The sequence below is a fragment of the Tsukamurella sp. NPDC003166 genome (assembly GCF_040611135.1).
Classification (GTDB): Bacteria; Actinomycetota; Actinomycetes; order Mycobacteriales; family Mycobacteriaceae; genus Tsukamurella.
Genome location: NZ_JBEXNL010000011.1, coordinates 95,236 through 119,476 on the forward strand (window position 1 = coordinate 95,236; position 24,241 = coordinate 119,476).

Annotated in this window: 19 protein-coding genes; 11 read left to right on the forward strand and 8 right to left on the reverse strand. The window is 71.5% G+C overall.

Annotated features, from left to right (window positions below; genetic code table 11):
* Window positions 1–2: 2 nt before the first annotated feature.
* Window positions 3–1,997, reverse strand: coding sequence for a protein kinase (locus ABZX10_RS14170; RefSeq protein WP_355540563.1), 1,995 nt, complete (start codon window positions 1,995–1,997; stop codon window positions 3–5).
* 1 nt (window position 1,998) lies between these two features.
* A complete protein-coding gene (locus ABZX10_RS14175) occupies window positions 1,999–3,126 on the reverse strand; it encodes a peptidylprolyl isomerase (RefSeq protein WP_355540566.1) in 1,128 nt (375 codons plus the stop codon).
* Between the two features lie 108 nt (window positions 3,127–3,234).
* Between ABZX10_RS14175 and ABZX10_RS14180 the strand changes: the two genes are divergently transcribed.
* The 5 genes from ABZX10_RS14180 to ABZX10_RS14200 all read left to right on the forward strand — a co-directional run bounded on the left by ABZX10_RS14180 (window position 3,235) and on the right by ABZX10_RS14200 (window position 8,420).
* On the forward strand, window positions 3,235–3,984 hold the full coding sequence (locus ABZX10_RS14180) for an MBL fold metallo-hydrolase (protein WP_355540569.1): 750 nt from the start codon (window positions 3,235–3,237) through the stop codon (window positions 3,982–3,984).
* Window positions 3,981–5,297, forward strand: a complete 1,317-nt coding sequence (gene hisS, locus ABZX10_RS14185) for a histidine--tRNA ligase (RefSeq protein WP_355540572.1) — start codon at window positions 3,981–3,983, stop codon at window positions 5,295–5,297. The genes ABZX10_RS14180 and hisS overlap by 4 nt, the downstream gene beginning before the upstream one ends.
* A 7-nt stretch (window positions 5,298–5,304) precedes the next feature.
* Complete coding sequence (locus ABZX10_RS14190) at window positions 5,305–5,997, forward strand: hypothetical protein (protein ID WP_355540575.1); 693 nt, start codon at window positions 5,305–5,307, stop codon at window positions 5,995–5,997.
* Window positions 5,998–6,051: 54 nt separating this feature from the next.
* Window positions 6,052–7,083 carry an Rv2578c family radical SAM protein gene (locus ABZX10_RS14195; RefSeq protein ID WP_355540578.1) on the forward strand — a complete coding sequence of 344 codons (1,032 nt, stop codon included), beginning with the start codon at window positions 6,052–6,054 and terminating at the stop codon, window positions 7,081–7,083.
* 182 nt (window positions 7,084–7,265) lie between these two features.
* Entirely contained in the window at window positions 7,266–8,420 is a 1,155-nt protein-coding gene (locus tag ABZX10_RS14200; RefSeq protein ID WP_355540581.1) for a GTP-binding protein, read from the forward strand.
* Here ABZX10_RS14200 and ABZX10_RS14205 read toward each other — a convergent pair.
* Window positions 8,414–9,967 (reverse strand): glycerol-3-phosphate dehydrogenase/oxidase, encoded by a 1,554-nt coding sequence (locus tag ABZX10_RS14205; RefSeq protein WP_355540584.1) that lies wholly within the window; start codon window positions 9,965–9,967, stop codon window positions 8,414–8,416. The genes ABZX10_RS14200 and ABZX10_RS14205 overlap by 7 nt on opposite strands.
* Window positions 9,964–10,572 (reverse strand): TetR/AcrR family transcriptional regulator, encoded by a 609-nt coding sequence (locus tag ABZX10_RS14210; protein ID WP_355540587.1) that lies wholly within the window; start codon window positions 10,570–10,572, stop codon window positions 9,964–9,966. The genes ABZX10_RS14205 and ABZX10_RS14210 overlap by 4 nt, the downstream gene beginning before the upstream one ends.
* Before the next feature lie 15 nt (window positions 10,573–10,587).
* On the opposite strand from ABZX10_RS14210, the gene ABZX10_RS14215 reads away from it, so the two are divergent.
* Window positions 10,588–12,177: an FAD-binding oxidoreductase gene (locus ABZX10_RS14215; protein WP_355540590.1), complete on the forward strand. Its 1,590-nt coding sequence runs from the start codon at window positions 10,588–10,590 to the stop codon at window positions 12,175–12,177.
* Window positions 12,174–13,055, forward strand: a complete 882-nt coding sequence (locus ABZX10_RS14220) for a diacylglycerol kinase family protein (RefSeq protein WP_355540593.1) — start codon at window positions 12,174–12,176, stop codon at window positions 13,053–13,055. Before ABZX10_RS14215 ends, ABZX10_RS14220 begins: the two co-directional genes overlap by 4 nt.
* A 50-nt stretch (window positions 13,056–13,105) precedes the next feature.
* On the opposite strand, the gene ABZX10_RS14225 is transcribed toward ABZX10_RS14220, so the two are convergent.
* The 4 genes from ABZX10_RS14225 to ABZX10_RS14240 form a co-directional block, all read right to left on the reverse strand.
* A complete protein-coding gene (locus tag ABZX10_RS14225) occupies window positions 13,106–14,869 on the reverse strand; it encodes an ATP-binding protein (protein ID WP_355540596.1) in 1,764 nt (587 codons plus the stop codon).
* Window positions 14,870–14,963: 94 nt separating this feature from the next.
* The gene (locus ABZX10_RS14230; RefSeq protein WP_355540599.1) at window positions 14,964–16,598 is read right to left on the reverse strand and encodes a DUF885 domain-containing protein; all 1,635 of its coding nucleotides are present in this window, start codon (window positions 16,596–16,598) and stop codon (window positions 14,964–14,966) included.
* Window positions 16,599–16,633: 35 nt separating this feature from the next.
* Complete coding sequence (locus tag ABZX10_RS14235) at window positions 16,634–17,104, reverse strand: hypothetical protein (protein ID WP_355540602.1); 471 nt, start codon at window positions 17,102–17,104, stop codon at window positions 16,634–16,636.
* 5 nt (window positions 17,105–17,109) lie between these two features.
* On the reverse strand, window positions 17,110–18,009 hold the full coding sequence (locus tag ABZX10_RS14240; RefSeq protein ID WP_355540605.1) for a neutral zinc metallopeptidase: 900 nt from the start codon (window positions 18,007–18,009) through the stop codon (window positions 17,110–17,112).
* Between the two features lie 96 nt (window positions 18,010–18,105).
* Between ABZX10_RS14240 and aspS the strand changes: the two genes are divergently transcribed.
* The 4 genes from aspS to ABZX10_RS14260 are packed head-to-tail and all read left to right on the forward strand — an operon-like array spanning window position 18,106 to window position 24,241.
* Window positions 18,106–19,908 carry an aspartate--tRNA ligase gene (aspS, locus tag ABZX10_RS14245; protein ID WP_355540732.1) on the forward strand — a complete coding sequence of 601 codons (1,803 nt, stop codon included), beginning with the start codon at window positions 18,106–18,108 and terminating at the stop codon, window positions 19,906–19,908.
* Window positions 19,909–19,911: 3 nt separating this feature from the next.
* A complete protein-coding gene (locus ABZX10_RS14250) occupies window positions 19,912–20,844 on the forward strand; it encodes a DUF389 domain-containing protein (RefSeq protein ID WP_355540608.1) in 933 nt (310 codons plus the stop codon).
* A complete protein-coding gene (locus ABZX10_RS14255; protein WP_355540611.1) occupies window positions 20,841–23,333 on the forward strand; it encodes a circularly permuted type 2 ATP-grasp protein in 2,493 nt (830 codons plus the stop codon). The genes ABZX10_RS14250 and ABZX10_RS14255 overlap by 4 nt, the downstream gene beginning before the upstream one ends.
* The gene (locus ABZX10_RS14260) at window positions 23,324–24,241 is read left to right on the forward strand and encodes a transglutaminase family protein (RefSeq protein WP_355540614.1); all 918 of its coding nucleotides are present in this window, start codon (window positions 23,324–23,326) and stop codon (window positions 24,239–24,241) included. The genes ABZX10_RS14255 and ABZX10_RS14260 overlap by 10 nt, the downstream gene beginning before the upstream one ends.

Below are 24,241 nucleotides of genomic sequence, written 5' to 3' on the forward strand. Positions count from 1 at the left end.
GGCTAGGGCGAGACCGCCATCGTGGAGATGGTCACCGGGACAGTGGGTTTGCCGTCGGTGACGGTCCCGGTCGAGGAGGCGGGCACGGTGCCGTTCGCGGTGATGCCCTTCTTCGCGATGTCCAGGAGTGTCGCGATCCCGCCGCTGTTCGTCCGCCCGATCACGCTGTAGGTGGCCGGCAGCGTGCTGTCCCGGTACACCAGGAAGAACTGCGACGATCCCGTGTCGTGGCCGGAGGCGCCGTTCGCGTTGGCGACGGCGATCGTGCCCGCCGGGTAGATCACCGCCGGTTCGGTCGCGGCCGAACCCGTCGCGCCGGCGGCCGCAGTGAGGAAGGTGGGCTTCTCGTCGGGGGAGGTCCAGCCCGCGCCGCCCAGCCCGGAGGCCGACGGGTCGCCGCATTGCAGCACGTAGAGGCCACCGGTCCCGGAGGCCGACGGTGCGTCGGTCTCGCGGTGGCAGGTCGTGCCGTCGAAGAACCGCGCGGCGATCAGCGTCTCGAAGGTCCGGACGTTGCACGGCGCCTTCGCGCGGTCGAGCTCGATCGACAGGGTGCCCGCGCTCGTGGTGATCGACCCGAACAGCGAGCCGGTGCTCGGTACCGCGGTTCCGCTGGGCTTGCCGATGGTCTTGTTCTTCGCCGTGAGAGTCTCGAGCGCGGGAAGCGCCTTCTCCATGGCGACGTTCTGTTGCTCGGCCGAGTCGATCTGCGCCTGCAGGGCGCTTCGATCGGCGGCGGACAGCCCGTTCAGTGTGGCCTTCAGCTTGTCGATCTGCGCTCTGGAGCTCGCGATGGCGGTGCGCGCGGCACCGGCCTGGTCGGGGCTGTCGGCGAAGTCGCAGGCCACCGTCGAGCCGGCGGGGTTCGACGCGCCGGCGGCGACCGATGGGCGCTCGTCCCGGGAGAGGACCACCGCTCCCGCCACGCCGGCGGCGATGAGGACGGTCGCCGCGACCGCGCCGCCGATGAGCAGGCCCCGGCGCGATCTTCTCGCGCCCGCCGGACCGGCCGCCGTGGGAACAGCCGCCCGCGGAGCCGCAGACGCGGCGGGAACGTGCGTGGGCGCGTACTGGAACGCGGGCGCGGTGGGTGCCGCGGGAGGGGGCGTCGTCGGCGGAACGGGCGCGTGCCGGGGAGCGGACGCGAGTGCGGCGCGCAAGTCGGCGACGAATTCGGCGTTGTCGGGATAGCGGTCGCCAGGCTCTTTGGCGAGCGCCCGCGCGACGACGGCGTCCGCGGCCCGCCCGAGGTGCGGGGCGCGCTCGGAGAGCAGCGGCACCGGAGCGGTCAAATGCGCGGCGGCCACGGCCCGCGCCGACTCGCGCGGATACGGCCCGGTGCCGGAGAGCAGCTCGAAAGCCGTGCAGGCCAACGAGTACTGATCGGACCGGTGGTCGACGGTGCCGCCCTCGATCGCCTCCGGGGCGAGGTAGGACATGGTGCCGATGGTCAGCCCGGTGGAGGTGACACGGACCGCGTCCTCGAGCGCCTTGGCGATGCCGAAGTCGGTGAGCTTCACCGACGCGGGCGCGCCGTCCTCGAAACCGATCAGGATGTTGGCGGGCTTGACGTCCCGGTGGGTGACCCCGCGCATGCGGTGCCCGTAGTCGAGGGCCGATCCCACCCCGTCGACCACCCGGAGAGCGAGGTCGACGGGCATGGGCCCGTGTTCGCGGAGCAGTCGTGCGGCGTCGGCCCCGTCGATGTACTCCATCGTGAGCCACAGCCTGCCGTCGTCCTCGCCCCGGTCGTAGAGGTGGACGATGTTCGGGTGGCTGAGCCCGGAGAGGACGTCGGCCTCCCGGAGGAAGCGGGCCTTGGCGTCCGCGTCGCCGACGACCCCGCCGGCGAGCAGCTTGAGGGCGTCCTGCCGCGGCAGGCGCGGGTGCTGGACGAGGTACACCTCGCCCATGCCACCCGCACCCAGCCGGCGCAGGACGGTGTAACCGCCGATCGTGGCCAACGGGTCGGCGGGCCCTGGCGGCCGCTCCGTCATGTCAGGAGGCGAGCGCCATGCTGGTGATGGTCACCGGCTCCTTGGGCTTGCCGTCGGTCACCGGCGCGGCGGGGGTCGCGGCCGGCTCACCGTCGTTGGGTGCGATGCCCTTGGCGGCGATCTGCTTGAGCAGGGTGAGACCGGCGTCGTCCATCTTGCCGATGACGGCGTAGTTGGGCGGCAGCGTCGAGTCCTTGTAGACGAGGAAGAACTGGCTGGCGCCGGTGTTCGACACGCCGGCCGATCCGGACTGGGGATCCGCCTGCTGGTTGGCGTTCGCGACAGCGATCGTCCCCGCCGGGTAGATCGACGTGCCCGTGCCGCCCGTCATGGGGTTCGCGGGCGATGCGACCTTGAGGAACGAGGGGTTCTCGTCGGGCGAGGTCCACCCCGGACCGCCGACGCCGGTGCCCGAGGGATCGCCGCACTGCAGCACGTACAGCCCACTGGTGGCGGTCGGCGAGCCGCCGGTCTCGCGCACGCACGGGGTGTTGTCGAAGTACTTGGCCGCGATCAGCGTGGCGAAGGTCTCCACGTTGCACGGCGCCTTCGAGCGGTCGAGCTCGAATCCGATCGGACCGGAGTTGGTGGTCAACGTGCCGGTCAGGGTGCCGGAGTTCGGCACATCGGTGCCGCTCGGCTTGCTGACGGTCTTGTTGCGCGCGGTCAGCTTGTCGATCGCGGGCAGCGCCTTCTCGGTGCGGGCGATCTGGCGCTCGAGCTTGTCGGTCTGCTCCGAGAACGCCTTGATCTGCGCCTCGCCGGCGGTCTTCTGATCGCCGGTCATGGTGGCGAGCTGCTTCTGCGCGTCGGTCACCTGCGTGCGCCGCGCCGCGATCTGCTGCTTCTGCGCAGGGAGGTTCTTGTGCGTGTCGGCGACGGGATCGCGATCCTGGAAGTCACAGCTGACATGCTCCGACTTGAACTTGTTCTCGGCCGCCACGCGCAGGGGAGCGCGCGGACCCTGCGGCAGCCAGATGTAGCAACCCGCTGCGACGAGCGCGACCACGACCACGCCGGCGATCGCACCGGCCTTGATCTTGCGCTTGCGCGCGTCTGCTTCACGCCGCTCGTTCTGCTTCGCGAGCTTCTCGCGCGCTGCCTGACGGCGTTCCTCATTGCTCGGCACGGTGTGACGACCTCCTCATTACCGACATCCGGCGGGCACAACTGATCGCCAAGTCTGCCAGTTAAACCTGATGGACGCCGCCACCGGGTCTGGTGCCACAATGGGCGGATGCTGATCACCGGATTCCCCGCGGGGGTGTTCCAGACCAACTGCTACGTCGTCGCGGCCGGTCCGGACTCCGACGCCGTCGTCATCGACCCCGGTCAGGACGCCGTCGAGCCCCTCAAGCAGCTCCTTGCGGAGCACCGGCTGAACCCGGTCGCGGTGCTGCTCACGCACGGTCATCTCGATCACACGTGGACGGCGCAGCCCTTCGCGGACGAGTACGGGATCCCCGTGCACATCCACGACGGCGACCGGCCGATGCTCGCCGACCCCGCCGTCGGGATCGGAGCCGCCCTCGGCGCGATGATCGGCGACCAGGTCTTCGTCGAGCCGCAGAAGGTCATCGAGCTCGTCGACGGCGAGCCCGTCGAACTCGCCGGGATCACGTTCGGCGTCGACCACGCGCCGGGCCATTCCCCGGGCTCGATCGTCTTCACCGTCGCCGCTCCCGCGGTCGACGGTGACGGCGCCCCCGTCGAGGGGGAGACGGTCACCGTCGCGTTCGACGGTGACGTGCTCTTCCAGGGCTCCATCGGGCGCACCGATCTCCCGGGCGGCAGCCACGAGCGCCTCCTGCACTCGATCGCCGAGAAGCTGCTGCCCCTGCGGGACGACACCGTCGTCCTGCCCGGGCACGGCCCGGCCACCACCATCGGACGGGAGCGGGCGTCGAACCCGTTCCTCGCCGGCTTGAGCAATGACGCCTCACCGTCCGCTGCGCGGGGTGAGCGGAAAGGACGATACGGACTGTGAGCGCCGGTAGCTTCCAGGCTCCCAAGGGCATTCCTGATTACATCCCGGTGCCGTCGGGGGAGAAGAACAGCTCCGCCGACTTCCTGGCGGTGCGCGGTGCTCTGCTGACCGCGACGGCCGAGGCGGGCTACGGCTACATCGAGCTGCCGATCTTCGAGGACACGACGCTCTTCGCGCGCGGTGTCGGCGAGTCGACCGATGTGGTGGCGAAGGAGATGTACACCTTCGCCGACCGCGGCGAGCGGTCGGTCACGCTGCGCCCCGAGGGCACGGCGGGCGTCGTGCGCGCCGTCCTGCAGCACGGCCTCGACCGTGGCCAACTACCGGTCAAGGCCGCCTACGCGGGACCGTTCTTCCGCTACGAGCGACCCCAGGAGGGCCGCTACCGGCAGCTGCAGCAGGTGGGGATCGAGGCCATCGGCGTGGACGATCCGGCGCTGGACGCCGAGGTGATCGCGGTCGCCGACCGCGCCTACCGCAGCGTCGGGCTCGACGGCTTCCGCCTGGAGATCTCGAGCCTCGGCGACGCCACGTGCCGGCCGCAGTACCGGGAGAAGCTGCAGGAGTTCCTGTTCGCGCTCGACCTGGACGAGGAGACGCGGCGGCGCGCGGAGATCAACCCGCTGCGCGTGCTCGACGACAAGCGCCCCGAGGTCAAGGCGATGACGGCCGACGCGCCACTCATGGTCGACTCGCTGTCCGACGACGCCCGCGAGCACTTCGAGAAGGTGCTCGGCTACCTCGACGCGCTGGGCGTGCCCTACGTCGTGAATCCGCGCCTCGTGCGCGGCCTCGACTACTACACCAAGACCTGCTTCGAGTTCGTCCACGACGGCCTGGGTGCGCAGTCCGGCATCGGCGGCGGCGGCCGGTACGACGGCCTCGTCGAACAGTTGGGCGGCCGCGAGGGCGTGACGGGAGTGGGCTTCGGGCTCGGCGTGGACCGCACGCTCCTGGCGCTCGCCGCGGAGGGCAAGCGCGCACCGTCGGCGCCGCGGGTCACGGCCTTCGGCGTCCCGCTCGGCGACGCGGCGCGCGATGCGATGGTGCCGCTACTGGGACGCTTGCGGGCCGCCGGAGTGCGGTCGGACATGGCGTACGGCAACCGTGCCATGAAGGGCGCGATGAAGGCGGCGGACCGGTCGGGTGCCCGTTTCGCCCTGATCCTGGGCGATTCCGAGCTCGACCAGGGCGTCGTGATGCTCAAGGATCTGGCGAAGGGCGAGCAGCGGGCCGTGCCGATCGATACCGTCGTGGACGTGATCGTGACCGAGAGCGCCGAGCGCGCCGAGAGCCCTGAGAGTTCCGGGTAGCACGCCCATGTCCTCGAGTCCTGCCGAGCCCGGCGCCCGCGATCCGCGGGAGCTGAGCGCGGAGGACGCCGTCGACGTGGACCTCATCCCGCCGCGGGTGGTGCTGCCCAAGGTCCGGCGCGCACTCGCCGCCGGGCTCGCGGTGACCGTCCTCGTGGGCGTGATCGTCGCGGTGCTCGCCGGGCCCATGTGGGGCACGCTCGTCCTGATCACGGGTGCGGCGCCGGGCCTGGGTGGTTACCTGGGGGTCGCGCGGCGCCGGGTGGTGCTCGACCACCGCGTGCTCACGCGTCGGACGTTGCGCACGCAGCGCGTGAACCTGATGGACGCCGACGAGGTGGACCTCGTGGCCGAGGTGGCGCGGCTCGCGCAGGTGTCGTTGCGCATCCGCCAGGACCGGACGACGGTGCGCCTCCCGATCGCCCTGTACGAGGGCCCGGGGCGCGGGCGGGTCCGCGGCCGCGAGCTGCCGATGCTGGGTACACGCCGGCTGGCGGAGGCGCTGGACCGCAACCGCCGGGCGGAGGTGCGCGACATCGGCCGGGTGCTCGCGGAACAGTCACGGGCGCAGGCCTCGTCGACGCCGATGCGGGACCGGCCGCTGTTCCGCGCCGCGGGGATCGCGCGCGAGGTCGGCGGCGCCGAGGAGCTCGTCTTCACGGCCGACGAGGTCGACGAGATCGCCCGGCCGCTGTGGTAGACACGCGTTGTTCGAAAGCTTGACTGCACTCGAACGAAATGTTCGAATAGCGGTGTGCGATGGGATGGTCAGCTGCTCAGTGATGCCGGCTCGGGCGTGCGTGCGCTGCCCGGCCTCGAAGGTGTGGGGCGCACGGTCCGGGCGCCGGAGTTCGAGGGCATCACCTTCCACGAGGTGCTGTGCAAGAGCGCGCTGAACAAGCTCCCCGAGTCCTCGGCGATGCCCTTCACCTGGACGATCAACCCGTACCGCGGATGCACCCATGCGTGCACGTACTGTTTCGCGCGCTCGAGCCACGAGTACCTCGAGTTCGACGCGGGTGGTGACTTCGACAGCCAGATCGTCGTCAAGACCAATCTGGTGTCGGTGCTCAAGAAGGAGCTCCGCCGGGCTTCGTGGCGCGGCGATCCGGTGGCGCTCGGGACGAACACCGATCCGTACCAGCGGGCGGAGGGGCGGTACCGGCTGATGCCGGGCGTGATCGGGGCGCTCGCGGGCGCGGGATCGCCGATCTCGATCCTCACCAAGGGCACGCTGCTGCGGCGCGACCTGCCGCTGCTGGTCACCGCCGCCACCACCGTGCCGGTGCAACTGTCGGTGTCGCTGGCGCTGCTGGATCCGGCTCTGCAGTCCTCGCTCGAGCCCGGTGCGCCGAAGCCCGTGGCGCGGCTCGACCTGATCCGTGCGGTCGCGGACGCCGGCTTCGACTGTCACGTCATGGTCGCGCCGGTCGTGCCCTACCTCACGGACGACACGGCGTCGCTGCGTGCGCTGTTCGGCGCCCTCGCGGAGGCGGGCGCGAGCACCGCCTCGGTCATGGCGTTGAACCTCACGGGCCGCTACCGGGAGTGGTTCCTGGGCTGGCTGTCCGAGAATCATCCGATGCTCGTGAGGCGCTACCGCCAGCTCTACGGATCCACCGGGCGGGTGTCGGCGGAGTATCGGGCGCACCTGCGCGATCGGGTCGCGCCGATGCTCGAAGAGCACGGACTCGTCCGGCAGGAGGATCCGTACGCCGCGCCGCCCCCGCGGCCCCGCAGGGTCGACGGCGCCGCCGCCCCGGACCTGCAGGAGTCGCTGTTCTGATGACGTCTTCGTGGTGAGCCACGTGCGGTCTGTAGACAGGCTCTCGGATTTCGTCCGAGTCGGACGGTGTGTCCGTTTCGGACACAATCCGAGTGTCGCACGAACGACGGAATCGACCGGGCGACGAAGCGGGCTGGTAACCTGCCGTCACACCGCTAATGAAAACAATTACTATTAGTGGCATGGAACCGATCACCCCGCTCCCCGTCACCGTCTTGTCCGGATTCCTCGGCGCCGGAAAGACCACGCTCCTCAATCACCTGCTCGCCAATCGCGAGGGCCGCCGCATCGCGGTCATCGTCAACGACATGAGCGAGGTGAACGTCGACGCCTCCCTGGTCGGGCTCGGCGGCTTCGACCGCACCGAGGAGAAACTCGTCGAGCTCAGCAACGGCTGCATCTGCTGCACCCTCCGTGAGGACCTCGTCGATGCCGTCGGCGCGATCGCGCGGCAGCGCACCCCCGACGGTGCGCCGCGCTTCGACCACCTGGTGATCGAGTCCACCGGCATCTCCGAGCCCATGCCCGTCGCGGCGACCTTCGACTGGACCTTCGACGACGGCAGCCGCCTCGGCGACATCGCCGCCCTCGACACCATGGTCACCGTCGTCGACGCCAGCACCTTCCTCGGCGAGATCGCGCGGGGACAGAGCCTCGCGCGCCGCGGGCTCGGCGCCGCACCCGGCGACGAGCGGTCCATCGCCGACCTGCTCATCGACCAGGTCGAATTCGCCGACGTGGTGCTGCTGAGCAAGCTCGACCTGGTGTCCGCGGCCGCGGGGGGAGCCGTCGAGGCCGCGGTGCGCAGGCTCAATCCGCGTGCCCGCGTCAGTCCGCTGCCGCAGGGCGAGATCGCGATCGCCGAGGTGATCGGGACCGGCCTGTTCGACCACGACGCCGCGGCATCGGTCGCGGGCTGGGACGACGAGGTGATCGGCGGCCACGTCCCCGAGACCGAGGAGTACGGGATCTCGTCGACGACCTACCGCGCGGATCGCCCCTTCCATCCGCAGCGGCTCCTCGAGTCCCTGGCCGAGGTTCGGGCGGTCCTGCGCAGCAAGGGGTTCTGCTGGATCGCGAGCCGACCCGACCTCGTCGGGGTCTGGTCGCAGGCCGGCCCGAACCTCACCATCGAGCCCGCCGCCTACTGGTCTCAGGTCGACGGTGCGCCACAGCAGGAGTTGGTGTTCATCGGCGTCCGGCTCGACGCCGCGAAGATGCACGGGCTGCTCGATCGCGCGCTGCTCACCGACGACGAGGTGGCCGAAGGTCCGGCGGCGTGGGTGGACTACCCGGACCGGCTACCGGCGTGGAACGTGCCGGCGCACCGTCATTGACGGTCGAGGGCGGATCTCGCGGCGTCCCCGGCCGCCTCGGCGACGGAGGGGATCAGCGAGAGGCGCGTGCGTCGTTCGAGCAGGTCGGCGGCGGTGACCGCCCCCTCGGCGAGCGCGCCGAACACGAGCTCTGCGCCCGTGACCTCCGTGCCGTCCGCCACCGGAAGAGCCAGCTCGGGGTCGGCCTCGCCGAGCGCGACGACGGCCGGCGCCTCGGTGCCGTAGGCGCGGACGAGCCGCTCTGGCGCGTCGATGCGTCGCAGGTTCTCCCGTGGGGCCGCGCCGACGAGCGGTAGGGTCCGCGTGCTGCACGGACCGGCGGACAGGCCGGACGCGGCGAGCGCGGCGTCGACGGCGTCCTCCGCCATCCGCCGGTACGTGGTGAGCTTGCCGCCGACCACGGTCACGAGACCGTCGTCCCGGGTGAGCACCGCGTGCTTGCGGGAGACGTCCGCCGTCCGCCCCGCGCCCGAGTCGAGGAGCGGACGCAGGCCGGCGAACGCCCCGACGATGTCGTCCCGGGTCAGCGGGGTCCCCAGCGCGAGGCTCACGGTCGCGAGCAGGAAATCGATCTCGTCGTCCGACGGCGTCGGGACGTCGGGAAGCGGACCGTCGGCCTCCTCGTCCGTGAGACCCACGTACACGCGCCCATCGGGCTGCGGCAGGGCGAAGACGTACCGGCCGAACGAGCCGGGGACGGGCACCGTCAGGCCGGCGGTGAGTCCGCCGAAGCTCTCCTGCCGGAACACCAGGTGCGTGCCGCGACTGGGCCGCAGGACGACCGCGCTGTCGACGGTGCCGGACCAGACTCCGGTCGCATTGACGACGGCCTTGGCGCGGAGCGTGAAGGAGTGGCCGGACACCTCGTCGGTCACCGTCGCCGAGGTGCCCGTGACCTGCGACGCGGCGCAGTGCGTGAGGATCGTCGCGCCGTGCGCCGCCGCGGTGCGGGCGATGCCCACGGTCAGTCGCGCGTCGTCGGTGAGCTGGCCGTCCCAGTTCAGCAGGCCGCCGCGCAATCCCGTCCGTTTCACGGTGGGTGCCATCGCGATCACCTCGGCGGGGGAGATGCGCCGGGACCGGGCGAGCTCGGACCCGGGGGTGCGGGCCGCGATCCGCAGCGCGTCGCCGGCGAGGAAGCCGACGCGGGTCAGCGCGGCGTCCCTGCGGGAGACGTCGTCGAGGAGGGGCACGACCTGCGGCAGGGGGCGGGTCAGGTGCGGCGCGATCACGCGGATCAGCGCGTCGCGCTCGACGGCGCTCTCGTACGCGATGCCGACGGCGCCGGACGCGAGGTAGCGCAGGCCGCCGTGCACGAGCTTGCTGGACCAGCGGCTGGTGCCGAAGGCGAGGTCGTGCTTCTCCACGAGGGCTACGCGCAGGCCGCGGCTGGCGGCGTCGAGGGCGACCCCGGTCCCGGTGACGCCGCCGCCGATCACCAGCAGATCGACGGACGGATCGGCGGTGACCGCGGCGAGATCGGCGGACCGTCGGGCTGCGGAGAGGCGGGAAGCGGGCGCGACGTGCGCGAGCGGCTCGGTGGTCACGGGCGCAGGTACCTCTCGATGAGATCGAACAGCTGCGCGTCGAGCAGGTCGGCGGACTCGGTGAACACCGGTCCGGTGAGCGCCGAGGACCACGCCAGCTGCAGGACGACCGCGGCGTGCTCTTCCGGGGCGCCGTCGCGGATGCTCCCATCGGCCTGGCCTGCGGCGATCCCGCTGGTCAACGCCTCGAGCTGGGCACGGGACGTGCGGCCGGTGCGGTGCAGCAGGTACGGCATGAGGAACTCGGGATCGAGCTCGACGATCCGGCGCAGCAGCGGGTGCGACCGGGCCGCGGAGGTCACGTGGGCGACGGTGCGGGCGATGGTCTCGCGACCCGTGGCACCGTCGAACAGCCCGACGGTGGTCAGCGCCGCGACGAACTCGCGCGTCGTGACTGCCGCGGCGAGGGCCTGCACGTTCGGGTAGCGGCGGTACAGCGTGGCGCGGGAGACCTGCGCGGTGCGCGCGACATCGGCCATGGTGGTGCGGCGGATCCCGATGGTGGACATGAGATCGCGCGCCGCGTCGAGGATCGTCTCGTCGTCGACGGCGTTGGCGGGGCCCCGTGCGGTTGCACCCCTGGAATTGAGATCCTGCGACACCATGTGTACAAATGTATCATGACATCGTCCGAGGTGGATCTGCCCGTCGTCGCCTTCGAGCCCGGTCGCTGGGGCGACCCCAGCGCCCCGATGCACCTGTCCGAGTCGGTACTCGGCGCGCTCACGATGCTCGGCATCGAGGGCGGTCCCGGGGAGCCCGAGCAGCCCTTCCTGATGCCGTCGCGCGTCTCCGGCCGGGCCCTCGCGGCCCTGCAGAAGACGGGTGTGACGGTCGCCACCGACGACGCTACCCGGCTCGCGCACCTGCGCGGCTTCTCCACGCCGGACCTGCTGAAGTTCCGAGCCGGCGACACCTCCGACGCGCCGGACGCCGTGGTCACGCCGTCGACCGCCGAGCAGGTCGCCGAGGTGCTGGCCGTGTGCGCGGCGAAGGCCCTGACGCTGAGCCCGTTCGCGGGCGGTACGTCGGTGACCGGTGGCCTCGCGCCCGAGCGTTCCCGCCCGGTCGTGGCCCTGGACCTGCGCGCGCTGACGGGTCTGATCGCGCTCGACGTCGTCTCGCAGGTCGCGACGCTGGCCGCCGGGACCCGCCTGCCCGAGGCCGAGCGGCTGCTCGCCGAGCAGGGCTACGAGCTGGGTCATTTCCCGCAGTCCTACGAGGGCGCGACCGTCGGCGGCTGCGCCGTCACCCGCTCCGCCGGGCAGTCCTCGATCGGCTACGGCCGGTTCGACGAGATGGTCGTGGGGCTCACCGTCGCGACCCCGCAGGGCGTCGCCGAGATCGGGACCGCGCCGAAGTCGGCCGCGGGCCCCGACCTGCGGCAGCTCTTCCTCGGTTCGGAGGGCGCGTTCGGCGTGGTCACGGCCGTGCGCGTCCGCGTGCACCCGGTCCCGACGGTGCGCCGCTTCTACGGCTGGCACTTCGCGGACTTCGCGGCGGGGGCGCACGCCATGCGGGTGCTCGCCCAGGGATCGGTCCGCCCGACGGTGCTGCGCCTGTCCGACGAGGTGGAGACCGCGCTCAACCTGGCCGACCCCAGCGCCGCGGGCACGGCGGCCGCCGGCGGCGTCATGATGATCGTCGGCTTCGAGGGCGACGAGCCCGACGTCGACTGCCGCGACGGCTACGTCTCCGCGCGGCTCGCCGAGCTCGGCGGCGGGTTCCTCGGCGAGGAGCCGGGGGAGGCCTGGCGCGTCGGCCGGTTCCGGGGCCCGTACCTGCGGGATCCGCTCCTCGACGCCGGGGCGCTGGTCGAGACGCTCGAGACGGTCACCTTCTGGTCGAACGTCGAACGGCTCAAGGCCGACGTCACGGCCGCGATCACCGGGGCGCTCGGCGAGCAGGGCACGCCCGCCGTGGTGATGTGCCACATCTCGCACGTCTACCCGACCGGTGCGTCGCTGTACTTCACGGTGATCTCGAAGGCGCTGGCGGATCCACTCGTGCAGTGGGGCGCCGCCAAGGCTGCGGCGAACGCAGCGATCCGCGCGGCCGGCGCCTCGATCACGCACCACCACGCCGTCGGCACCGACCACCGGTCGACCTACCTCGAGGAGATCGGCGAGGTCCAGGTGACCGCGCTCCGCGCCGTCAAGGCCGCACTCGACCCGCAGGGCGTCCTCAACCCGGGGATCCTGCTCCCGTGACCGGCGCCGATGTCATCGCGGTCCTCAACCCGATCTCGGGCGGTGGGGTCGCCCGGACCCGCTGGGCGGCGGTCGCGGAGGAACTGGCCCGCCGGGACGTCACGACGCGCGTCGAGGAGTCCGGGTCGGGGGCGGACGCCCGCCGGCTCGCCGAGCGGGCCGCCGCGTCGGGCGCGCTGACGGTCGCGGTCGGCGGCGACGGTCAGATCCGCGAGGTCGCGGCCGGGGTGCTCCGCGTCCCCGGCGCGCCGATGGGCATCGTGACGGCCGGCCGCGGCAACGACATGGCCCGCCACCTACGGCTTCCCGACGACCCGGCGGCCATCGCCGACGTGCTCTGCGACGGCCTCCGGCGCGATCTGGACGTGCTCACGATCGGCGACGAGATCGCCGTCGGCAATGTCTACGTGGGCCTCGATTCGGTGGCCACCGAACTGATCAACCGCTTGCGCTGGATGGGGCCGCTCGCCTACCGGCTCGCCCCCGCGATCGCCGCCCTGCGCTGGAGGCCCGCGGATTTCCGGATCGAGGTCGACGGTGCCGTCTTCTCCGGTCCGGTGCACATGGTGGTCGTGGCGAACTCGGGCTGGTACGGCAGCGGGTTGCACATGGTTCCCGCTGCCGCGGCGGACAACGGGCGGATCGAGGTGCTCGCGGTCGACGGTGCCGCGAACCTGGTGCGGCTCCTCGGCGCGATGGGTGAGGCGAAGACCGGCGCGCACGTCGCGCGGGCCGAGGTGCTCACCTTCAGCGGTCAGGAGGTCACCGTGTCCGCCGACCGCCCGATCCCCGTCCACGCCGACGGTGACTACCTGCAGGAGCTGCCCGTCACCGTCCGGATCCGCACAGCCGTGCTGCCGGTGCTCGTGCCCCGCTGAGATCGGTGGTGCGGCGAACTCAGCACGACTGCTGAGGGGGTGTCCGCAGGTCAAGTCTGTCGGGAATAGGTTGTCCCGCGGCTGCCAGGGCCTCCGTCGATGACGACGGCACCCGCAGCCGCGAGTTTTCGCAGGGCGAAGGAGGCTTGCGATGGCGTCAGGCCGGTCTTCCCGACGACGGAGTCGAGCGAGGCCGGCTCAGCCAGGGCGTCCCAGATGATTCGTCCGTTGCGGGTGATCGCAGCGATCTCGCCGATGCTGAGCTTCCCTGCTTCGGCTCTTCGAACTGTGTCATCGGCCGGCGTCACCTCCACTATCGGAACGGTGCGTTCGGCGTCGACGTTCAGTGCTGGCGCCAACGAGTAGGTGGTCGCGCCGCGATCGCCAGCGGTGATGGCGAGTCCCGCGGAAACGAGCCCTTGAAGGACGGCGCGGGCATCGATCGAGTCGATCGGAGTGAACTCCCGGCGCACCAATGAGTTCGTCCACTCCTGTCCACCGCGCATGGAGGCGAGAATCTCGCGCTGCATGTCGGACAGGGTGGAAGCGCCGGTGAGGGTGCTCAGCCACTCCAAGTCTTCGGTCGAGAGCAATGAATGGCGGGAGAGGATGGCGGTGAACCGGACGGCGCCGTCGCGAAAGATCGGCGCCGGCATGCCTGCTGCGCGAAGGACGACGCGTGCCTCTCGGATTCCGCCGCCCTCTCCTTCGATGACCCGTTTCCCGTTGAGGGTGCGTGTTGTCTTGCAAATGTCGTAGAGGAATTCGTTCACCGCGGATTTTCCTGCGGGAGTGCCCAACTGATCTGTGGTGACGCCCCAAAGTCCGCCCGGGTTGGCGATCACGAGAAGGTCGTCGCGGAGACGGATCTCCACGCGCTTGCCGATCGTGTGCGGGCCGAGGTCGCGGTGGACTAGGGCGTTGGCGATCAACTCGCGCACCGCAACCATCGGGATCTCGTCCTCGTCGATTCCGTGACCGTCGCCGCCGTACCGAATCACCCGCCTGGTGTTGCGGCTCACCCACTGCATCGCTTGCTCAAGCAGATCAGGCACTGGGCCGTCGAGGTGGGCGAGGTCCGCGGTGCGCCCGTCCGCGCTGTCCGACAGTTCCACTGCTGCTGTGATCGATAGGGAGGGAAAATACTGCTGCGGGTACTGACCGAGGGCGTAGAGGCCGGCGACGGAGAGCTTGTCGGTTCCCGTGGCGAGGACGCCCCGGCGCCGAAGGATCGTTTCGTCGGGGGAGTCCGCCAATCGGCGCGAGGACTGCCTGGCCTCAGCAACGAACTGGGCAACGAGCCTTGGATCGAGATCGGCGGCGGAGGTGTTGGGCACCGCTGAGGCGTCGTACCGCGGTCGTGTTCGTTGCGCGATGAGTTGGGCAATCTCTTGATCCGACATGCGGTAGTCCCCGTCGGCCTGCCGGAGATACGCGTGCCCACCCTTCCTCGTCCTGCACGGGCGGTCGGAGATGGGGAGCCCCGCGATTGTCGCCACGACGACGTCACGATCATCAATGATCGCGTGCTCGAACTCGATGTGAGCGGGTGGCACGACCGCGTTGCGCGCCTGTGCGGCGAGTCCTTGTTCGATCAGTGCAACATCAGGTACACCTGTCGCCGCGAATCCCGCACCCTCGTCGATACCGACGAGGATCATTCCGCCACTGGGCATGTTGGCGAAAGCGCAGATCGTCTCCGGCATCCGCGGGCAACCGCCCGCGCCCCGCTTTACCTCGACCTCGGAGCGGTCGCCGCCGCGATTCCTGAGCTCACCGAGGAGTTCCTGAAGGTGCTCGGCCGACCACTGCATGAGCTCAGTGTAGAGGAAGAGTGCACAGGAGGATCTTGGGTCTTAAATATTTAAAGAGGAGAAATCGGGTGCTGTGCGTAGCTGGCTGCGCGCGTCACACGATCGCGGCGCGGAGGGTGTCCAGGCCCATGCCGCCGAGGGCGAGGGCGTCGCGGTGGAAGTTCTTGAGCGTCGATCCCGGGTGCGCGGCGAGGTACGCGTCCCGGGTCTGCTCCCACACCCGCTGGCCCACCGAGTACGACGGTGCCTGCCCGGGCCACCCCAGGTAGCGGTGGTACTCGAAGCGGAGTTGCTCGTCGGCCATCGCGACGTGCGAGCGCAGGAACGCCCAGCCCTTCTCGTAGGTCCAGTCGCCTCCGCCGACCTCCGACGGTGCCTCGAAGCCGCAGTGCACACCGATGTCCAGGACCACCCGTGCCGCCCGCAGCCGCTGCGAATCGAGCATGCCCATGAGGTCGCCGTCGTCGTCGAGGAACCCCAGGTCGCGCATGAGACGCTCCGCGTACAGGGCCCAGCCCTCGCCGTGTCCGGAGGTGAACGAGTAGAGCTTGCGCCACCGGTTGAGCGGCGCGATCACGGCCTGCCCGATCTGCAGATGGTGGCCCGGCACGCCCTCGTGATAGACGGTGGTCTTCTCCTGCCAGGTGTGGAACTCGGTGACGCCCTTGGGAACCGACCACCACATCGCGCCCGGCCGGGTCAGGTCCGCGGACGGGCCGGTGTAGTAGATGCCGCCGCTGCTGCTCGGCGCGATCCGGCAATCGAGGTGGTGCAGCTCGGCGGGGATGTCGAAGTGGGTGCCCGCGAGCGCCGCCACGGACGCGTCCGAGGTGCGCTGCATCCACTCCCGGAGCGCGTCCGTGCCGTGCAACGCGTACCGCGGTTCGGAGTCGAGCCGCGCGAGGGTCTCCGCGACCGTCGCGCCGGGGTAGAGCCTGCCCGCGACCTCCCGCTGTTCCGCGACGATCGCCGCGAGCAGGTCCTGCCCCCACGTATAGGTGTCCTCGAGGTCCACCTCGGTGCCGAGGAACAGGCGCGAGTACAGCGGGTAGGCATCCCGCCCCACGCCGAGGCCGCCGGGCCGGTCCACGGGGACCGCGGACGGCGCGATCTCGGTCTCGAGGACCTCCGCGAACCGGGCGAAGGCCGCCCGGATCGCGTCGGTCAGTCCCGACGGTGCCGGGGCGGCGAGGCGCTCCGCGTTCGCGGCGACCTGGTTGCCGGCCTCCCGGGCCTGCGCGAGCACCTCGCGGACCTGTAGCTCGGGGAAGGGCCAGGATCCGTCGGCGAGGCGGGCACGCAGGCCGGAGATCGCCGACTCGACCGCCGACGGGACGGCCGCGAGCCGGGCCGCGAGCCGCGGGTCACCGTCGGGCATGAGGTCGAAGACGTCCCGGATCGCCTGCAGGGGCGAGGCGATCACGTTGAGATCGCCGACGTCGTGGCCCGCGTCGGCGATCTCGACCACCACGCCGAGCCGCTCGCGGAGCGCGGCCGCGGTCACCCGATCCGCGTCGTTCTCGGGGACGAGCCCGGCGAGCTCCGCGAGAGTCTCGCGGGCCACCGCGGCGCGGGCGGCGACGCCGGCGGGGGAGAAGTCGGTGAGGCGGTCGTCGAAGTCGGTGATCCCGACCGCGGTGGCCTCGATCGGGTCGGCCGCCGCGAGTCGCAGGGCCAGACGGTCCGCCAGTGCGTCGATCGGGGTGCCCGCAGGGGTGGATTCAGCCATGCGCCCACCCTATGTGCGCGACGGTCGGCGTGGGGTCACGCGGCGGTGCTGCCCGGCTTCCTCCAGGTCGCCGCGTTCGCGCCGTTGATGCCGACGATGCCGACCACGCACAGTCCCCAGAACGCCGGTGCGGCCCAGTGATGGTGGTGCGCCAGCTCGTAGGTCTCCTTGACGGCGATGAGGAAGGCGCCCGAGGCCACGATCATCCACGCCCGCGCGACCGAGAAGAAGTGCCACAGGCCGTGGCTCTGCTCCGGCGTGAGGTTCTCGTTCAGTGACGCGATGTAGGACGCCTGACGCCGCCGCGTGAGGTACAGCGCGACGGGCGGCAGCAGCCACCACCAGCCGGACAGCCGCGAGGGCGGCAGAGTCGCCTTGAGCAGCGACTGGATCTCGCTGAGCTCGGCGGCCTCGGCCTCGAGTTCGAGCCGGGCCTGGATGAGCGGCCCGGCGACGAGCAGCCACCCGCCGACGAACGCGGCCCAGCGGATCAGCGTTTCGAGCACGTGCGTCAGACGGTGCCGACGAAGGTGTTGCACTGCTGGTAGTCGCCGGTCTGGTAGCCCTGCGAGAACCACTTCACGCGCTGCGCGGACGTGCCGTGCGAGAACGACTCGGGGTTCGGGTTGCGCCCCGCGTTGCGCTGGATCGTGTCGTCGCCGATCGCCTGCGCCGTGGTGATCGCGCTGGAGATCTCCTGCTGGTTCAGCGGCTTGAGCATCGCGCCCTGGCCCTTGTCCGCGTGCGCGGCCCAGACGCCGGCGAAGCAATCCGCCTGAAGCTCGACGCGGACCGAGCCGCTCTGCGCCCCGACGCCGGCCTGTGCCTTCCCGATGGTTCCGATCAGGTTCTGCACGTGGTGACCGAACTCGTGCGCGACGATGTACTCCTGCGAGAACGGCGCATTCGAGCCGCCCATCCTCTTGATGACCCGATCCATGAAGTCGATCTGGAAAACGGCGACCTCGTCCCGCGGGCAGTAGAACGGACCGGTGTCGGCGCTGGCCACGCCGCATGCGGTGTTGATCGACTGCGCACCCGTCGGCATGATCTTCGTGCCGCCCTTCGGGGGCCGGTAGCCCTTGAGCACCGTGGGCCACACCTTGTTCAGCGAGTTGGTCGTCGCGACGATGCGGCACGCCGTGTCGGTGTTCGCCAGTTCGATCGTGCACGACTTGATGTGCTGGTCCATCTGCTGATCGGCCTGAGACACAGCGCCCCCGGCGCCCCCGCCCGGCGAGGCCTGTTGCGGCACGCCGCCGGTGCTGCCGGTGAGGAAGTAGATGATCAGGCCGATCACGACGGTGCCGATGCCACCGCCGCCGATCATCATGCCGCGGCCCATGCCACCGCCACCGCCACCCGAACTGACGTCGCTGGTGTCGAGCGGCCCGTTGCCCTGGAAGGTCATGCGCAACAGCATTCCATGAGACGGGTGTCCGCGAGTGCAACACTTCCCCGTAGCATGTTCGTGTTCACGAGATCACCGTCGAAAGGACACCCCGAAGTGCTGCGCACCCACCTGGCCGGATCGTTGCGGGCGGAGGATGCCGGCACCGTCGTCACCCTCGCGGGTTGGGTCGCCCGCCGGCGTGACCACGGCGGTGTCATCTTCATCGACCTGCGCGACAGCTCCGGCGTCGCCCAGGTGGTGTTCCGCGAGTCGGACGTCGCCGAGCAGGCGCACCGACTGCGCTCCGAGTACTGCGTGCTGGTCACCGGCACCGTCGAGAAGCGGCCCGAGGGCAGCGAGAACCCGAACCTGCCGTCGGGCGCCATCGAGGTCAACGTGACCGAGCTCGTCGTGCTCAACGAGTCCGCGCCGCTGCCCTTCCAGCTCGACGAGGAGCCGGGCGAGGAGGCGCGCCTGAAGTACCGCTACCTGGACCTGCGCCGCGAGGGCCCCGCCGCCGCGATCAAGCTGCGCAGCCAGGCGAACGCGGTGGCGCGCAACATCCTCGCGCTCAACGACTTCACCGAGATCGAGACGCCCACGCTCACCCGCTCCACCCCCGAGGGCGCCCGCGACTTCCTGGTGCCCGCGCGCCTGCGGCCAGGCACCTTCTACGCGCTGCCGCAGAGCCCGCAGCTGTTCAAGCAGCTGCTCATGGTCGCAGGGATGGAGCGGTACTACCAGATCGCGCGCTGCTACCGCGACGAGGACTTCCGCGCCGACCGGCAGCCCGAGTTCACCCAGCTCGACATCGAGATGAGCTTCGTGGACCAGGAGGACGTGATCGCCCTCGGCGAGCAGATCGTCAAGGCTCTGTGGTCGCTCATCGGCCACGAGATCCCCACCCCGATCCCGCGCCTGACCTACGCCGAGGCGATGCGCCGCTTCGGCTCGGACAAGCCGGACCTGCGCTTCGGCCTCGAGCTCGTCGAGTGCACCGAGTACTTCAAGGACACCCCGTTCCGCGTCTTCCAGTCGCAGTACGTCGGTGCGGTCGTCATGCCGGGCGGCGCGAGCCAGCCCCGTCGCCAGCTCGATGCGTGGCAGGAGTGGGCCAAGCAGCGCGGTGCCCGCGGCCTGGCCTACGTGCTGATCGGTGAGGACGGCGAGCTGACGGGCCCCGTCGCCAAGAACCTGTCCGACGACGAGCGGGCCGGCCTCGCGGCGCACGTGCACGCGCAGCCGGGCGACTGCGTCTTCTTCGCCGCGGGTGCCACCAAGCAGATGCGCGCCCTGCTGGGCGCCGCGCGCGGCGAGATCGCCGACAAGCTCGGCCTGATCAAGGACGGCGACTGGGCCTTCACGTGGGTCGTCGACGCGCCGCTCTTCGAGCCCGCCGACGATGCCACCGCCTCGGGCGACGTCGCCGTGGGTGACGGCGCCTGGACCGCCGTCCACCACGCGTTCACCAGCCCCAAGCCGGAGTCGGTGGACACCTTCGACACCGATCCCGGCAGCGCCCTGGCCTACGCCTACGACATCGTCTGCAACGGCAACGAGATCGGCGGCGGTTCGATCCGTATCCACCGCAAGGACGTGCAGGAACGCGTCTTCGCGATCATGGGCATCGACGAGGAGCAGGCCCGCGAGAAGTTCGGCTTCCTGCTCGACGCCTTCTCCTACGGCGCCCCGCCGCACGGCGGCATCGCCTTCGGTTGGGACCGCGTGGTCTCGCTGCTCGCCGGCGCGCCGTCGATCCGCGAGGTCATCGCGTTCCCGAAGTCGGGCGGCGGCGTCGACCCGCTGACCGAGGCGCCCGCCCCGATCACGGTGCAGCAGCGCCGCGAGTCGGGCATGGACGCCAAGCCCAAGAAGCCGGAGCCGGCCGCCGCGGACCAGGTCGCCGAGCAGAAGTAGCCCGTGCGCCACATCCGGGTGATCAGCCCGCCGGAGAGCACCGCAGCGGTGCTCGGCCTCCTGCGATCCCGGCCGGGCGCCACCCACATCACGCTCGCGCCCGGCGGCTCACTCGAGCCCCCGGGCGACGTGATCGGCGCGGACGTCACGCGGGAGGCGGCGCACCGGGTCCTGCAGGGCCTCGAGGCCCTCGGCATCCCGACCGATGGCGCCGTCACCGTCGCCTCGCTCGACACGGTCCTGTCCGCCGCCGCGGACGAGGCCGAGCGCGCGGTGCCCGGCGACCCGTCGGACGCGGTGGTCTGGGAGGAACTGACCGCCCGGACCCGCGAGGAGTCGACGCTCAACGTCACCTTCCTCGCGTTCCTCGTCCTCGCGGTCATGCTCGCCGCGGTCGGCGTGGTCACGAACTCGCCGGTCACAGTGGTCGGCGCGATGGTCGTCGGCCCGGAGTTCGGTCCGCTCGCCGCGATCGCGGTGGCCCTCGCGACACGGCGGCCGCATTTCGCGGTGCGCCCGTCGATCGCCCTGCTCGTCGGCTTCCCGGTCGCGATGGCGTGCACGTGGATCGGGGCGGAGCTCGCGCTCGCCGCCGACCTGTACCCCGAGGACGTGCTCGCGTCGGCGGCGCAGGTCGACTTCATCTACCGCGTCGGCCCGTTCTCGCTGATCGTCGCGCTGCTGGCCGGCGCCGCGGGCATGATCTCGATGGTGACCGCGAAGTCCGCGGCGCTCGTCGGGGTGTTCATCTCGGTCACGACGGTGCCCGCCGCCGGGTACGCCGTGGTCGCCGCGACGGTCGGCGATTGGCATCGGGCGCTGGAGTCCACCGTGCAGTTGGGAGTCAACCTGGTGGGGATCGTCGTCGCGGGATTCCTCGTGCTGGTACTGCGTCCGGCGGCCTGGCGCGACATGCGGGAGCAGGTGGGACTGTGAGCATCGATGCGCTGCGCGACCTCGACCGCGAGGCCCTGCGCCGGCTCAGCACCCGCGTCCGGGGGCTGATCGACGACGAGGGCATCACCTACAACGCCCTCGACGCGCTCCCGACGACGAACGACCCGGTCGGATCCGGGACTGCAGCGACCGACCCGTCCGAGCCGAGTGCCTGGCGCCTGGACCCGCTCCCGGTGCTGCTCGGCAGCGAGGAATGGGATCATCTCGCCCGCGGGGTCGCCCAGCGGTCCCTGCTGTTCGACGCGGTCCTCAAGGACTTCTACGGCGAGCAGCGCACCGTCCGGACCGGCCTGGTGCCGCCCGAGGTGCTGTTCGCGCATCCCGGGTACATCCGGCGGGCCGTCGGCGTACCGTCGCCCGGCCCGCGGTCCCTGTTCCTGCACGGCGTGGACCTCACCGAGACCGCCGGTGCCGACGGTGCCGCGGGCGGCTACGTCGCCGTCGCGGACCGGACCCAGGCACCGTCGGGCGTGGGATACGCGCTCGCCGACCGCCGGGTGACCTCCCGCGCCCTCCCACGCGAGTTCCGCACCGAGACCCCGCGCCCCGTCTCGTCGTTCGCGGCCGCCCTACGGGTGCAGTTGATCGAGGCGGCGCCGCCGGGGGCCGACGACCCGACCGTCGTAGTACTGAGTCCCGGCGCCTTCTCCGAGACCGCCTTCGACCAGGCCTACCTCGCCTCGGTACTGGGCTTCCCGCTCGTCGAGGCCGCCGATCTGACGGTCCGCGACGGCGGCGTCTTCATGCGCGCCCTGGGCCGGATGAAGCGGATCGACGTCATCCTGCGCCGTGTCGACTCCGAGTTCTCCGACCCGCTCGACCTGCGGACCGACTCGCAGCTCGGCGTCGTCGGGCTGGTCGAGATGATGACCCGCGGTGCGGTCACCGTCGTCAACACGCTCGGCTCGGGTGTGCTCGAGAACCCCGCGCTGCACGCGTTCCTGCCACAGCTGTGCCGCGCGCTGCTCGACGAGGACCTCCTGCTCGCGTCGACGCCCACCCTGCACGCCGCCACCCCGGCCGGACGTGCGGCCCTCGACGGTCCGCTCGACGAGCTGCTCGTCATCGATTTCGCCACGGGGGAGCGCGTCGTCGGCGACGCCCTGTCGGCGGGCGCGGCGGACGACCTGCGGGCCCGCGTGGCCGCGGACCCCTCCGCCTGGTGCGTCAAGACCCTCGTCCCCGCCACCGGCCGTCCCGCGATCGACCGCGGCGTCGTCACCGAGCGCGGTTTCGCGCTGCGCGCCTTCTCCCTCGCCCAGGAGTCCGGGTACTCGGTGCTGCCGGGCGGGCTCGGCCAGGTCCTGCTCGACGGTGCCGCCGGGTCCCTGCTGAACTCGTCGGCGGCGCGCGATGTCTGGGTGCCCACGTCCGAGGATCTGCGCGCCCCGGCGCGGGTGGCCACCGCACCGCGGTCCGGGCGGGTCGGCGCGGCGCCGAGCGGCCCGATCGCGACCGCCCGCGTGCTGTCCGACCAGTTCTGGATCGGGCGGTACGCCGAACGCGCCGAGGCGACCGTCCGGCTCTTGTCCGTCGCGCACGACCGCAGCCGCGAGTTCCGGCACCGGCCCTGGCAGGCCGGCTCCGCCGTGCTGCAGCCGCTGCTCGACGCAGTGGTCGCGGCGTCGGTCACCGATCAGTTGGGGCGGATCGTCGTCGAGGGCGCCGAACAGTCCGATGTCACGGCCCGGCTGCGCCGGCTCACGCTCGATGCGGACGTGCCCGGCACGGTCGTGCACTCGGGCGTGCGACTGCGCGCCTGCCTGCGTGCGGTTCGCGACCAGATGTCCACCGACACCTGGCTGGTGCTCAGCGGCGCCGAGCGGTCGCTGGCGCGCCTCGCGGCCGACCCGGACGACGGGGGTGAGCAGCTCGATCAGACGCTCGGCGAGGTCCTGGTCTCGCTGCTCGCGTTCTCCGGGCTCGCCCGTGAGTCCCTCGTGCAGGACCCGGCCTGGCTGATGATGGACGCCGGCCGCCGGATCGAGCGATCGCTGCAGCTCAGTGCCGTGACCCGGGCGATGGTCGTGCCGACCGCGGCGCCCGACGTCGACGCGGGCATGCTCGAGGCCTACCTGGTGACGTGCGAGTCGGCGGTCACCTACCGCCGCCGGCACCGGGCCGTCCTGCGGGCGAGCGCCGCGGTCGACCTGATGTTCCTCGACGCGACGAACCCGCGGTCGCTGGTCGCCGCGCTCACCGCGCTCGCCGACGGCCTGGCCCAGCTGCCGGACGAGCTGCGCAGCCCGACCTGCGAGCGCACCGTCGGCGAGGCCCTGACCCGGCTCCACCGGTTCGACCCGGACGACGCCGAGACCGTCGTGGACGGCCGGCGCGCCGAGCTGGAGGGTCTGCTGGACGCCGTCGACGAGGCGCTCCGCGAGGCCTCCGACGTGCTCGAACGCACCCGCTTCGCGTTGCCGGCCGCGGCGCGCCCGATCTGGGTGGGGGTGCAGTCGTGGGGCTGAGCTTCTCCCGGCGGACCGAGGACTCCCGGTCCCGCCGCTACCGCGTGGTGCACGAGACCACCTACACCTACGACGCCGAGGTCACCTCCAGCTTCGGCCGCTGCTATCTGTCGCCGCGGGAGCTCTCCGATCAGCGCGTCGACGAGCACGCGATCACGATCGGGCCGGAGCCGACCGATCGGTCGGAGGGCGTCGACGCCTTCGGCAACACCGACACCTACTTCCACGTCACGACCCCGCACACGCAGCTCACCGTCCGCGGCGAGTCGCTCGTCGTGGTCGACCCGCTGGATCGGGCCGTCACCGACGAGGGCGCCGCGCTGGCGCCGTGGGAGCTCGCGCGGCCGGTCGGCGAGGCCGGCGCGGTGGCCGTGCAGTACCGGCTGGACCAGCGGCCGCCGGAGATCGACGACGCCGTGCGCGCGTACGCCGATGCGGTCTTCACGCCCGGTAAGCCGCTGGTCGAGGCGATCGAGGAGCTGACGAGCAGGATCTATGAGGACTTCGCGTACAAGTCGGGCGCGACCAATGTCTCGACGCGGGTCGGGACGGTGATGGAGCGCCGCGAGGGCGTGTGCCAGGACTTCGCGCGGGTCGCGATCGCGTGCCTGCGGTCGAAGGGCCTCGCGGCCCGGTACGTGTCGGGCTACCTCGCCACCGAGCCGCCGCCCGGCCAGGACCGGGTCGTCGGCGCCGGGGCGACCCACGCGTGGGCCGCGGTGCGGCTGCCCGGCGACATCTGGCTGCCCTTCGACCCGACCAACAACAAGTTCGTCGACGAGCGGCACGTGACCGTCGCATGGGGTCGCGATTACGAGGACGTACCGCCGCTGCGCGGTGTCATCTACACCGAATCGAAGGGGTCGAAGATCCATGTCTCCGTGGACGTCGCGCCCCTGCCGGACTGA

Excerpts from the sequence above, each read along its gene's own strand:
- ABZX10_RS14170 (WP_355540563.1), bottom strand. The coding sequence starts at position 1,997 with ATGACGGAGCGGCCGCCAGGGCCCGCCGACCCGTTGGCCACGATCGGC.
- ABZX10_RS14180 (WP_355540569.1), top strand. The coding sequence starts at position 3,235 with ATGCTGATCACCGGATTCCCCGCGGGGGTGTTCCAGACCAACTGCTAC.
- ABZX10_RS14190 (WP_355540575.1), top strand. The coding sequence starts at position 5,305 with ATGTCCTCGAGTCCTGCCGAGCCCGGCGCCCGCGATCCGCGGGAGCTG.
- ABZX10_RS14200 (WP_355540581.1), top strand. The coding sequence starts at position 7,266 with ATGGAACCGATCACCCCGCTCCCCGTCACCGTCTTGTCCGGATTCCTC.
- ABZX10_RS14210 (WP_355540587.1), bottom strand. The coding sequence starts at position 10,572 with ATGGTGTCGCAGGATCTCAATTCCAGGGGTGCAACCGCACGGGGCCCC.
- ABZX10_RS14215 (WP_355540590.1), top strand. The coding sequence starts at position 10,588 with ATGACATCGTCCGAGGTGGATCTGCCCGTCGTCGCCTTCGAGCCCGGT.
- ABZX10_RS14225 (WP_355540596.1), bottom strand. The coding sequence starts at position 14,869 with ATGCAGTGGTCGGCCGAGCACCTTCAGGAACTCCTCGGTGAGCTCAGG.
- ABZX10_RS14230 (WP_355540599.1), bottom strand. The coding sequence starts at position 16,598 with ATGGCTGAATCCACCCCTGCGGGCACCCCGATCGACGCACTGGCGGAC.
- ABZX10_RS14240 (WP_355540605.1), bottom strand. The coding sequence starts at position 18,009 with ATGACCTTCCAGGGCAACGGGCCGCTCGACACCAGCGACGTCAGTTCG.